The following is an 11266-nucleotide window of genomic DNA, read 5'->3' as shown; positions in this document are numbered from 1 at the left end:
GTAAGACCCCTTGTAGACTACGAGGTTGATAGGCTGCGTGTGTACGCATGGTGACATGTTTAGCTTGGCAGTACTAATAGGTCGAGGGCTTGACCACATTATTCTTTGGTCATCCCATCTTAGCTCTCTCTTCGTCCGCTTCACCTCACTTTGTTCAGTTTTCAGGGTGTTTGCCCTAAACTTGATAATTAATTAAGTTGCCATAAAAATAACGGCGCAGTCGATCGACTGCGCTGTTGTTTTGCTTATTCATTTAATTCTTTTAGGTAATTCAATCCTGCTGCTGTTAAGTCGCCCACGTAGAAATTGCCGAGAATATCGGTGTAAAAATCTGAAATGTAGCCTTGTTGAAGTAGATATTTAGCATGAATTTTTAAATCAGTTTCGCTGAAGCTTGAATTTTTGAAGACATCAGTGCCTTCATAGGATGCCTGTAGGATTTCTTGACTGATTTTTTTGTTTTCGTACATATGTTCACCTCCTATTATTGATTATATCTGAAAGATTGTCTGCTGTAAATGTTTTTTTTCAAATTTGCTAAAACTTTGTATTATCTTGCAATTTGACTCGTATTATGTTATATTTTTAGTATATTATCTACAAAAGGGTTGGTAGTTGTTTATGGCAGGTAATTCAAATTTAAGTTTAGCAAAAAATGCAAAAAAGGATGAATTCTACACACAGTATGGTGATATTGAAGCTGAAATGAATGCTTATGTTGAGTTTAATCCTGATGTATTCAGAGATAAAGTTATTCTTTTACCTTGTGATGATCCTGAGTGGTCAAACTTTACAAAGTATTTTGCTAACAATTTTGACCGTTTCGGTTTGAAAAAATTGATATCCACTTCTTATGCTAAGGGTGTAGGAAATTTGCAATTGACTTTATTTGAGATGGAATCTCCATTTTATGATAAAGAATTACATGATACTCACGGTAAGCTTTTCACACTTACCAGAGATAAAGATCATTCCGGAAATATTGATACGGATGATATAATCTTTTCCGGTTATCTAAAGGGCGATGGCGATTTTCGCTCAGATGAAGTCAGCAAGTTGCGCGATGAAGCTGATATCATAATTACAAATCCTCCATTTTCACTCTTCAGAGAGTTTTTGTCTTGGATAATTGAAGGAAATAAAAAGTTCATTATTGTAGCTAATCAAAATGCAATTACATACAAGGAAGTATTTCCTTTGTTAAAAAATAATCAGATGTGGTTAGGGCAAGGATTTAAAAGTAATGTTGGATACTTTAGTGCTCCTACGTATGAAGATTACGCGACGGCAGGACAGCATAAAGATGGATTTATAAGAGTATCAGGCGTTATGTGGTTTACGAATATTGATTTAGGTAAACGTCACATAGATTTTGAGATGGATACTTTAGAACACAATTTAAAGTATAATAAAAAACTAAGGAAAAAATTTGAAGGAGAATATGGTAAAATAGAATACCCCTGTTATGATAATTATGATGCAATAGAAGTACCATTTACAGAATGTATTCCATCTGATTATAAGGGAGTTATGGGTGTTCCAATCACATTTATGGACAAGTATAATCCAGAACAATTTGAGATAGTTGGTATGTGTGAAAATGAAGACCTTTATCAAATGAAAACAAAAAAATATACTACACAGGAATGCAAAGAGAGATATTATGAATTATTTGGAAAAGAAGGAACTTATGATTTAAATGCTTCGGGTGTTATTCAAGGAAAAAAAGTTTACCAGAGAATTCTAATTCGCCTAAAGAAAGGGTAATATACGAATGAAAACAACATTACATACAGAGTGGACAGTAGCAGATATTTGTAAAGGTTTTATCTATGATCAGAATGAAAACAAAGGTTTATTCGGTCTTGGTGGAAAGCTGATCATTCAACCGGAATATCAGCGTAATTATATTTACGGTGATGGAAAGCGCGATGTCGCTGTAATCGAATCACTGTTAAAAGGCTATCCTCTTGGATTAATATATTTTGTTAAAAATTCGGATGGGATGTATGAGGTACTTGATGGTCAACAGCGTATCACATCATTTGCAAGATATGTAAAAAAATCATGGACGTTTTCCGTAGAATGGAAAGGAAAAGTTCGCCACATTGACAGCCTTGATCCGGATGACAGAGAAAGAATCGAGAAAGCACCGCTTACTATTTATGTTTGTGAGGGTGAGCCATCTGAGATACAGGAATGGTTTGAAACCATAAATATTGCCGGTGTGCCGCTTGTTAAGCAAGAGTTACGAAACGCTTCTTATCACGGTCCTTTTGTTTCAAAAGCTCGCGCTGTGTTCTCAAATACTTCTAATGCTAATATGAACCGCTGGAGAACCTATATAAAGGGAGATCCTAAACGACAGGCTATTCTTGAAACAGCGCTTGCTTGGGTTAGTGATGATAACATTGAAGAATACATGTCGTTACATCGATATGATAATGATATAAATGAGCTGAAAAACCATTTTAATACAGTAATAGACTGGATTGATTCGATATTTGACTATACCGGGAATGAAGTATGCGGGCGCGACTGGGGCAGACTGTACCGAACATACCATTTACAAGCATATGATAAGGACGAAGTGACTAAGCGAGTAGACATTTTATTAGAAGATTCGCAGGTTACAGATAAAAAAGGTATATTTGAGTTTATTCTCGGTGGAGAACGGGATACCGTTTTGTTGAATATACGAGTATTTGACGATAAGACAAAACGTACTGTATATCAACAACAAACAAAACGTGCAGAAGCAGATAATACGTCTAATTGTCCTTTCTGTGCGATCGGACATGGGAACAATTCAAAACGTATTTATAAACTCAATGAAATGGATGCAGACCATGTAACAGCTTGGAGTCGTGGAGGTGCAACAGAAATATCAAATTGCCAGATGCTATGTAAAGCACATAATCGGGCAAAGGGAAATAGATAAAAGTAAGAATCATGGGGCGGTTTTATGAACCCGCCCCAGTGTAATTTACAAAAACAGCGCCCTCCGCGGTGGAGGGCGCCGGTTTTTTATAAGGGGGAAATATCAATTATTCGGGCTGAGCACTAGCATAGTCGAGGTAAGCGTTCTTCGCGGCCTCATATGCCTTGGAGCCGTCGATGTTGCACATCTCAGCCAGGAAACGCTGGATACGGGTAGCGTCCATGATGGAGAACTCGCCGTCGCCGTCAACGTCGGTAAACTTAGCGCCTTCCTCAGACAGAGCCTGCAGCTCTACAATATCTCTCTGCATAGCAACAACGTCGGTAGCGTCAACGGTCTCGTCGAGGTTGACATCGCAATGATGATGCTCGGGATTGCAGCAGTTGTGCTGAACGGACTCGAAGTTATCGCTGTCGGTGTTGTACTTGCCGTAGCAGCCGTTGCCGTAGTAAATGTACCAGTCAGCGCCGTAGCTGGGGATATGGGTCAGATTGTTAGGAGTGCTTCTGCTCCAGTTAGCGACAGTAATACAGCCGTCGCAGTCATCTTCGTTGGGAGTACCCTCGGGCAGGTTGTCATAGCAGAAATCGTCGCCTTCCTCGCCGCCTTCAATGTTGATATCCTGAAGCTGACGACCGCACTTGAAGATCGGAGCGGTCTCATCCATACCGGCATTAACGCCGTTGTTCCATACGATACAAGCGGAACCGCCGTCGTTCGGGACGACTGCTCTGTAGATACGGTTAGCGGGATCGACCAGAGTCGCTCTGTAGCCGACCCATACCTGGGCAACATCCTTACCGTCGGTCAGGTCGTCCGGCCAGGTAGTGCCGACGCCCTTGCCCCACCAGTAAACGCAGACCTCAACGTGGTCGCTGCCGGGCAGAACGCTGTTCTCGTTTGTCCAAGTTCTGTCATCGTGTTCGGGATCGTCAGCGGGAAGCTGGAAGTAAACGGTCTGGGTGTCTTCGCCAACCTTACCGCCGCAGGCTTCGATCGCCTCTTCGCAGGTAGGAGTATCTGCGCTGACAGAGTAGGAGATACCGTCCGCGTGATTATAGGTGATCGCGCCGAAAGAAACCGCGCTGACAGAAGCTACCAGCACGACAGCAAGCAAAATGCTAAGAAATTTTTTCATGAGAAATCCTCCTATAGATTAGTAATCATATTATAGCATAAGATAAATACAGAATACAAGACTTTTCCGCTCACAAAATCGTTAAATTTTGATAAAAACATTAAATTTCTGTAATATTGCATAAATGAACAATAGCAAAATTGATATATTCGACGAAAGAAAACGTCTTTCAACAAATCATTTCGGTAGGTAATATTGACATTATCGGGAAATGAGGTACAATGATAGATAGATTCTCATTTAGGATAACAGGTGCGCTATGACAGACAAACTGGTTGAAAAATTAAGACGTGAACGCGATCTCAGCGACAGCGAGCTCAAAGAGCTGATCGAGAGCGGCGCTCACGATGAGGCGTTGCGGCAGGCGGCTGACGAGGTACGGCGCGAGCGTTACGGCGACGCGGTGTTCCTACGCGGGCTGATCGAATTCACAAGTTATTGTAAGAATAACTGCCTGTACTGCGGACTGCGGGCGGGTAACAGAAACGCGGAACGGTATCGGCTGAGTAAGGACGAGATCCTTGCCTGCTGCGCCGAGGGCTACGCGCTCGGGTATCGAACCTTTGTCCTTCAGGGCGGGGAGGATCCCTACTATACGGACGATATGATCTGTGATATTGTCCGGGAAATACGCGCACGATATCCCGACTGCGCAATCACGCTGTCGATCGGCGAGAAGCCGCGCGAAAGCTACGAGCGATACTTTGAAGCGGGGGCGAATCGCTATCTGCTGCGCCATGAGACAGCCGATCTCATACATTACGGACAGCTCCATCCGGCGGATATGAGCGGCGAGAATCGCAAGCGCTGCCTGCGCGATCTCAAGGAGATCGGGTATCAGGTGGGTTCGGGCTTTATGGTCGGCTCGCCGTATCAGACGACGGATAACCTGATCGCGGATCTGCGATTTTTGCAGAAATTACAGCCGGATATGATCGGGATCGGGCCGTATATCACGCACCGGGATACGCCGTTTAAGAATGAAAAGAACGGTTCTGTCGAATTGACGCTGCGGATGCTGAGTATTTTGCGGCTGATGTTCCCCTATGCGCTCTTGCCGTCAACCACGGCGCTGGGGACGATCGACCCGCACGGCAGGGAACTCGGCTTACAGTCGGGCGGTAATGTCGTGATGCCGAACCTCTCGCCGACCGGAGTTCGTGAGAAGTATGCGATCTATGACAATAAGATCTGCACGGGAGAGGAAAGCGCGCAGTGCCGCCGTTGTTTGGAGATGCGTATCGAGAGCGCGGGTTACCGTGCCGTAACCGACAGAGGCGACGTCAGGCGTGACGAAACAGGAGTGAAGGATGATACATGAGTTTTCGCGCACAGAGCTGCTGCTCGGTGCAGAGGGAATAGAAAAGTTGAAAATAGCGCGTGTGGCGGTGTTCGGCGTCGGCGGCGTCGGCGGCTACGCGGTAGAGGCGCTTGCGCGCTCGGGCGTCGGCGCGCTCGATCTGATCGATGACGATACCGTAAGTCTGACGAACATCAATCGCCAGATCATCGCCCTGCACTCAACGGTCGGCAAGCCCAAGGTCGAGGTCGCGGCGGAGAGGGTCGCCGATATCAACCCCGCTTGTAAGGTTCAGACCTACCGGACGTTCTATACGCCCGAAACGGCGGACGACTTCGACTTTACGCAGTACGACTACATCATCGACGCGATCGATACCGTATCGGGGAAGATCGCGCTGGCAGTACAGGCACAGCAGGCGGGTACGCCGCTGATCGCCTCGATGGGCGCGGGAAATAAGCTCGACCCGACCGCCTTTGAGGTGGCGGATATCTACGCGACCTCTGTCTGTCCGCTGGCGCGGGTGATGCGCCGCGAGCTGAGAAAGCGCGGCATCAAGAAGCTGAAGGTCGTTTACTCCCGCGAGGAAGCGATGACGCCGCTTGCCGGTGAGGAGGAGCCCGGCGTTCATCAGAAGCGCATGACCCCCGGCTCGGTCGCCTTTGTACCGTCGGTGGCGGGACTGATCCTCGCGGGCGAGGTTATCAAGGATCTGATTGGTAAAACAGGATAACGCATTACACCCCCACAGGTACAATACTTGCGGGGGTGACATTATTTATTACGGCTTTTTGCGGCAGAATTCCTGCATACAGCAGCTTTCGCAGTCCGCCTTGCGAGCGGTGCAGACGGCTCTGCCGTGCAATACCAGACGGTGACAGAAGTCGTTGCTCTCGTTCGACGGCAGAAGCCGGCGTAGGATCAGCTCGATCTTCTTCTGGTCGGTTTCATCATGCAGACCCAGCCGTCGGGTGATGCGGATACAGTGGGTGTCGACTACGACCGCGCCGGGCATATGAAAGATATCGCCCATCACGAGGTTGGCGGTCTTTCGTCCGATGCCTGGCAGGGCGATCAGCTCGTCGAGGGTGGCGGGTACCTTGCCGTCATATCGGTCGCACAGCACGCGCGCCATCGCGACAATATCCTTGGATTTGGTCTTATACAGTCCGCAGGACTTGATGTACCCGGCGACCTCCTCGGGGGTGCTTTCGGCAAAGTCTGCCGCGCAGGTATAGCGCTCAAAAAGGGCAGGCGTGACCATGTTGACCCGAGCGTCGGTACACTGAGCGGACAGCCGCGTTGCAACAAGGCATTGCAGTGGATCGGTGTAACTGAGCGAGCAGATCGAGTCGGGATATTCCGCCTTCAGCGCTTCGACCGCGAGCAGAGCGATCTGTTTCTTTGTCATATTCTGAACCTCTGATGAGAAAAGGGACTGTGAATAACGCAGTCCCTTTTTGATTAATACTAATCCTTGATAAAAAGATTTAATCAGATATTAGTGATATATTTCGGATAGCGCGAACGGGAGACGCAGACAGGCTGGCGCCTGTCAAGGAGCCCAACAAAGCTATACGAAATATAGCGCAATAGATGATAAAGGTTTTTATCAAGGATTAGTATAAGTTTATTTGTTGGCGGTGAAGGCAAAGGAGCCGTAGACCTCATCCTGATTATTGGCGTTGCAGTAAATAACATTGATGGTATCAACGGGGGTCTGCAGATTCTGGAAGTAACGGAAGCCGTACTCCGAAGCAATAGCTGCTTCTTCCTTCGCGATCTTCTCATCATATTCCTTCTCGTGGATGCCGACGATAACAGCCTTCTTCTCTTCATTGATATAGACGTACTCGCCGTAGTTTTTCTCGTGCTTCTTGGCGATCTCCTGCTGGATATTCTTGGAGAGTGTGTTGTTGTGGCTCGACTTATAGGTATCATACTTCTCACCGCTGAACTCATAGACGGTGTTGCCGCTATCATCTTTTTTGGTGGAGTCGGCATACTGCTTGGCGTAGCCATCGTCATACTTGGCGTTGACAGTGGTGGTAACGGTGCCGCCGGTTGTATCTTGTTTCTTTCCGCATGCGCACAGCACAGCAGCGAGCATAGCCGCGGCAAGAATGATGGCGAATAATCGTTTCATGATAATTCCTCCGTAGTATTATTGTGTAAAAGGAAAAACTCCCTGAACAAACTATATTATATCAAATAATGTTGAAAAAGCAACAAATTTTTTATGAACATTTGATACAGCTACAAACGTTCGATCAAAACCTCGGTAATGCGCCTGCCGTCGGTCTGTGCCGCAGTGAAGCGCAGACCCTCTGTTTCAACCGACGGATGCTCACCTGCGGCGGGGATCCGTCCGAGATTGCTGAGGATGAAGCCGGCGATGGTCTCGCTGTCATCGTCGCTGAGCTCGGTGCCGATCAGTTCCTCTACGTCTTCGATCGAGGTGCTTCCGTCGACGGTGAATTTACCGTCGGAGAGTCGGCGGATCTCATCCTCCTCGTTATCATACTCGTCCTGGATATTGCCGAGGATATCCTCAATCAGGTCCTCGAGGGTGATGATACCCTCGGTACCGCCGTATTCATCGACGACAACGGCGATCTGAGTCTTGTTCTTCTTCATGAACGAGAACAGCGAGCGGCAGTCCTTGGTACGCGGGACAAAGAGCGCGGGACGCAGCACGGCGCTGAGCCTGAAGCCCGCGGGAGCGGGCTTGCCGACAAATTTCAGCAGATCCTTGACGTAGAGGATGCCGATGATGTTGTCGATATCGTCGCGCCATACGGGGATGCGCGAGTGACCCGAGCGGATCGCGACGTCGACGACGGTCTCAAGATCGTCGGTATCCTCAAGCGAGGTCATATCGCGGCGGTGGGTCATGATCTCATAAGCGACCGTGTCATCGAAGTCAAAGACATTCTCGATGATATCCTTGGTATCGTCCTCGATCAGTCCCTTTTCCTGGCCCTCTTCAACGAGGGAGAGGATCTCTTCCTCTGTCTGAGCCTGCTTGGTATCATTATCCTTTGAACCGAATAATCGTTCAATAAAGCTTTTCTCTTTTTTCGCACCTGATAAGTCGTCAGGCATAAGTCATACCTCCGGTAGTTTAGTTGGGAGTTAGGAATTGTGATCGAGATCGGAGAAAGGAAAGATAACGAAATCCAGTCGCTTGTTAACTCTTTTCTTCTCACTTCTCGCTTATCGCTCCTCACTCATAACTGATTATCAATCTGTATCTAATTTCAGCACCGCCATGAACGCCTCCTGCGGAACCTCTACGGATCCGAGCTGGCGCATGCGCTTCTTGCCTTCCTTCTGCTTCTCGAGCAGCTTCTTCTTACGGGTGATGTCGCCGCCGTAGCACTTGGCGAGGACGTCCTTACGCATCGCCTTGACGGTCTCGCGGGCGATGATCTTACCGCCGATGCAGGCTTGGATCGGTACCTCAAAGAGCTGGCGCGGGATATTCTCCTTGAGCTTTTCCGCCATTTTTCTGGCTCTGGGGTACGCTTTGTCGGCGTGGATGATGAACGAGAGCGCGTCCACGACCTCGCCGTTGAGCATGATGTCGAGCTTGACGAGCTTACTCTCGCGGTACTCCTTGAACTCGTAGTCGAAGGACGCGTACCCGCGGGTACGGGATTTCAACGTATCGAAAAAGTCGTAGATGATCTCGGACAGCGGCAGCTCATAGTGGATGTCGACGCGGTCGGAGTCGATGTAATCCATGCCGATGAATACGCCGCGGCGATCCTGACACAGCTCCATGATATTGCCGACGTAATCGGCGGGGGAGTAGATATGCGCGTCGGTGATCGGTTCCTCTGCCAAGGCGATGATGCCGGGGTCGGGATAGTTGGTGGGGTTAGAGATCATCTCCACCGTGCCGTCGCTGAGGGTGATGCGATAGTTGACGGAGGGGGCGGTGGTGATCAGGTCGAGATTGTACTCCCGCTCCAAGCGTTCTTGTATGATCTCCATGTGGAGCAGTCCGAGGAAGCCGCAGCGGAAGCCGAAGCCCAGTGCGACGGAGGTCTCGGGCTCGTAGGAGAGCGAGGCGTCGTTCAGCTTGAGCTTATCCAGCGCGTCGCGAAGATCGCCGTAGCGGGCGCCGTCAACGGGATAGATACCGCAGAAAACCATGCTTTGTACCGCGCGGTAGCCGGGCAGCGGCATCTCGGCGGGGTTTTTGGTCAGGGTAACGGTGTCGCCTACCTGAGCGTCCTGCAGGCTCTTGATGGAGGCGGTGATGTAGCCGACCTCACCGGCGTACAGTCCCTCGCGGGGCTCCATCGAGGTCGCGCGCATATAGCCGCACTCCACAACGTTGAAGGTCGAGCCGGTCGCCATGAGGCGGAACTCGTCGCCGACATGGATCTGACCTTCCTTAAGGCGCACATAGATGATGACGCCCTTGTAGGAATCGTAGATGGAGTCGAAGATCATCGCTCTCAGCGGCGCGTTGATATCGCCCTCGGGAGCGGGGACGTCGCTGACGATCTTCTCGAGCACAGCATGAATATTGATGCCCGCCTTGGCGGATACACATGGAGCGTCCTCGGCGGGAATGCCGATAACGTCCTCAATCTCGGTCTTTACGCGATCGGGATCGGCGGAGGGCAGGTCGATCTTGTTGATGACCGGCACGATCTCCAGCCCCGCGTCCACGGCGAGGTAGGTGTTGGCGAGGGTCTGCGCCTCGATACCCTGTGACGCGTCAACGACCAGGATCGCGCCCTCGCATGCCGCGAGAGAACGGCTGACCTCATAGTTGAAGTCGACGTGACCGGGGGTGTCGATCAGGTTGAAGCGGTAGGTCTCGCCGTCGTCGGCGTTGTACTCAAGGGTGACGGCATGGCTCTTGATGGTGATGCCGCGTTCGCGCTCGAGCTCCATATCGTCCAGCAGCTGATCCTCCATATCGCGTACCGCAACAGACTGGGTCTGCTCGAGGATACGGTCGGCAAGGGTGGACTTACCGTGGTCGATATGCGCGACGATGGAGAAGTTGCGGATCTTATCTTGTTCAAATGACATATGTATCACCTAATATCATGGTAAAATGGTTGTTTGATGACGGCTTTTGGTGCGTTCTATAACTATATCACATATTTTCCGATCATACAACATACCAATCTATATCATAGCATAAAACCCTGTTCTTGGCAAGACAACCGACAGAATCTCCGTAAATTTACGACCGGAAAGAGGGAATTTTTGTTTTTCTTAAAAAATCTTGAAAATAGGTATTGAAATTTTCACAAACTTATGTTATGATAATAAAGCTGTTTCGGATAACGATACAGTTGGAGTGCTGGTGTAGCTCAGAAGGTAGAGCGCATCCTTGGTAAGGATGAGGTCACCAGTTCAAATCTGGTCATCAGCTCCATGAAAAACGGACTTCCACAGGGGAGTCCGTTTTTTATATGTTGTAGGAACAGATTTGACGATCAAGGGGACTCCGCGAAGATGAAATCTTCGTGGGGAGAGGAGGAGTCGCGACGCGAGGACAGGCAAACCAACCGGATTTGCCTAGGGTGACTGCAATAATCCGAACCGTGGTTTTGACGGGCATATTTTCGCCTGTCCATTGTTATACTAATCCTTAGTAAAAACCTTTATCATCTATTGCGCTATATTTCGTATAGCTTTGTTGGGTTCCTTGACAGGCGCCAGCCTGTCTGCGTCTCCCGTCGCGCTATCCGAAATATATCACTAATATCTGATTAAATCTTTTTATCAAGGATTAGTATAAAGCAGAATCACAATTAAGGGACTGTGAAAAAACACTCAATTGTCATTGCAACAAAGCGACGTGGCAATCCCCTTAGGTTTTATTGACCTTTGTAGGATTGCCGCGGGCTAAAGC

The 11266-nt window shown here is 48.6% G+C and carries 10 protein-coding genes, 1 tRNA gene and 1 rRNA gene; 6 read left to right on the top strand and 6 right to left on the bottom strand.

The window, feature by feature from the left end; genetic code table 11:
* Positions 1 to 97, top strand: a 23S ribosomal RNA gene (locus R2I50_RS08670); the annotation flags it as partial.
* A gap of 148 nt (positions 98 to 245) precedes the next feature.
* Here the strand turns inward: R2I50_RS08670 and R2I50_RS08665 are convergent.
* Entirely contained in the window at positions 246 to 470 is a 225-nt protein-coding gene (locus tag R2I50_RS08665; RefSeq protein WP_316608757.1) for a hypothetical protein, read from the bottom strand.
* 151 nt (positions 471 to 621) lie between these two features.
* On the opposite strand from R2I50_RS08665, the gene R2I50_RS08660 reads away from it, so the two are divergent.
* Positions 622 to 1767 carry an adenine-specific methyltransferase EcoRI family protein gene (locus R2I50_RS08660; protein ID WP_316608756.1) on the top strand — a complete coding sequence of 382 codons (1146 nt, stop codon included), beginning with the start codon at positions 622 to 624 and terminating at the stop codon, positions 1765 to 1767.
* Between the two features lie 7 nt (positions 1768 to 1774).
* Positions 1775 to 2941 carry a DUF262 domain-containing protein gene (locus R2I50_RS08655; protein ID WP_316608755.1) on the top strand — a complete coding sequence of 389 codons (1167 nt, stop codon included), beginning with the start codon at positions 1775 to 1777 and terminating at the stop codon, positions 2939 to 2941.
* 106 nt (positions 2942 to 3047) lie between these two features.
* Here R2I50_RS08655 and R2I50_RS08650 read toward each other — a convergent pair whose 3' ends face one another.
* Positions 3048 to 4079: a dockerin type I repeat-containing protein gene (locus R2I50_RS08650; RefSeq protein ID WP_316608754.1), complete on the bottom strand. Its 1032-nt coding sequence runs from the start codon at positions 4077 to 4079 to the stop codon at positions 3048 to 3050.
* Between the two features lie 259 nt (positions 4080 to 4338).
* On the opposite strand from R2I50_RS08650, the gene hydE reads away from it, so the two are divergent.
* Both hydE and R2I50_RS08640 read left to right on the top strand, forming a co-directional pair.
* Entirely contained in the window at positions 4339 to 5400 is a 1062-nt protein-coding gene (hydE, locus tag R2I50_RS08645; protein ID WP_316608753.1) for a [FeFe] hydrogenase H-cluster radical SAM maturase HydE, read from the top strand.
* Entirely contained in the window at positions 5390 to 6112 is a 723-nt protein-coding gene (locus R2I50_RS08640; RefSeq protein WP_316608752.1) for a tRNA threonylcarbamoyladenosine dehydratase, read from the top strand. The genes hydE and R2I50_RS08640 overlap by 11 nt, the downstream gene beginning before the upstream one ends.
* 48 nt (positions 6113 to 6160) lie before the next feature.
* Here R2I50_RS08640 and nth read toward each other — a convergent pair whose 3' ends face one another.
* The 4 genes from nth to lepA all read right to left on the bottom strand — a co-directional run bounded on the left by nth (position 6161) and on the right by lepA (position 10434).
* Complete coding sequence (gene nth, locus R2I50_RS08635) at positions 6161 to 6790, bottom strand: endonuclease III (RefSeq protein WP_316608751.1); 630 nt, start codon at positions 6788 to 6790, stop codon at positions 6161 to 6163.
* Positions 6791 to 7009: 219 nt separating this feature from the next.
* Positions 7010 to 7525: a hypothetical protein gene (locus tag R2I50_RS08630; RefSeq protein ID WP_316608750.1), complete on the bottom strand. Its 516-nt coding sequence runs from the start codon at positions 7523 to 7525 to the stop codon at positions 7010 to 7012.
* A gap of 110 nt (positions 7526 to 7635) precedes the next feature.
* Entirely contained in the window at positions 7636 to 8484 is an 849-nt protein-coding gene (locus tag R2I50_RS08625) for a hemolysin family protein (protein ID WP_316608749.1), read from the bottom strand.
* 138 nt (positions 8485 to 8622) lie between these two features.
* The gene (gene lepA / locus R2I50_RS08620) at positions 8623 to 10434 is read right to left on the bottom strand and encodes a translation elongation factor 4 (RefSeq protein ID WP_316608748.1); all 1812 of its coding nucleotides are present in this window, start codon (positions 10432 to 10434) and stop codon (positions 8623 to 8625) included.
* 276 nt (positions 10435 to 10710) lie between these two features.
* On the opposite strand from lepA, the gene R2I50_RS08615 reads away from it, so the two are divergent.
* Positions 10711 to 10786 (top strand) — tRNA-Thr (locus R2I50_RS08615).
* Positions 10787 to 11266: the final 480 nt, after the last annotated feature.

Source organism: uncultured Ruminococcus sp., assembly GCA_902785355.1.
In the GTDB taxonomy this organism is placed as follows: domain Bacteria; phylum Bacillota; class Clostridia; order Oscillospirales; family Acutalibacteraceae; genus Ruminococcoides.
The sequence above is the reverse complement of the archived record's forward strand: the minus strand, read 5'-3'. Positions and strand labels throughout refer to the sequence as shown.

Coding starts and splice junctions, on each gene's coding strand:
- R2I50_RS08665 (WP_316608757.1), bottom strand. CDS start 470: ATGTACGAAAACAAAAAAATCAGTCAAGAAATCCTACAGGCATCCTAT.
- R2I50_RS08660 (WP_316608756.1), top strand. CDS start 622: ATGGCAGGTAATTCAAATTTAAGTTTAGCAAAAAATGCAAAAAAGGAT.
- R2I50_RS08655 (WP_316608755.1), top strand. CDS start 1,775: ATGAAAACAACATTACATACAGAGTGGACAGTAGCAGATATTTGTAAA.
- R2I50_RS08650 (WP_316608754.1), bottom strand. CDS start 4,079: ATGAAAAAATTTCTTAGCATTTTGCTTGCTGTCGTGCTGGTAGCTTCT.
- hydE (WP_316608753.1), top strand. CDS start 4,339: ATGACAGACAAACTGGTTGAAAAATTAAGACGTGAACGCGATCTCAGC.
- R2I50_RS08640 (WP_316608752.1), top strand. CDS start 5,390: ATGATACATGAGTTTTCGCGCACAGAGCTGCTGCTCGGTGCAGAGGGA.
- nth (WP_316608751.1), bottom strand. CDS start 6,790: ATGACAAAGAAACAGATCGCTCTGCTCGCGGTCGAAGCGCTGAAGGCG.
- R2I50_RS08630 (WP_316608750.1), bottom strand. CDS start 7,525: ATGAAACGATTATTCGCCATCATTCTTGCCGCGGCTATGCTCGCTGCT.
- R2I50_RS08625 (WP_316608749.1), bottom strand. CDS start 8,484: ATGCCTGACGACTTATCAGGTGCGAAAAAAGAGAAAAGCTTTATTGAA.
- lepA (WP_316608748.1), bottom strand. CDS start 10,434: ATGTCATTTGAACAAGATAAGATCCGCAACTTCTCCATCGTCGCGCAT.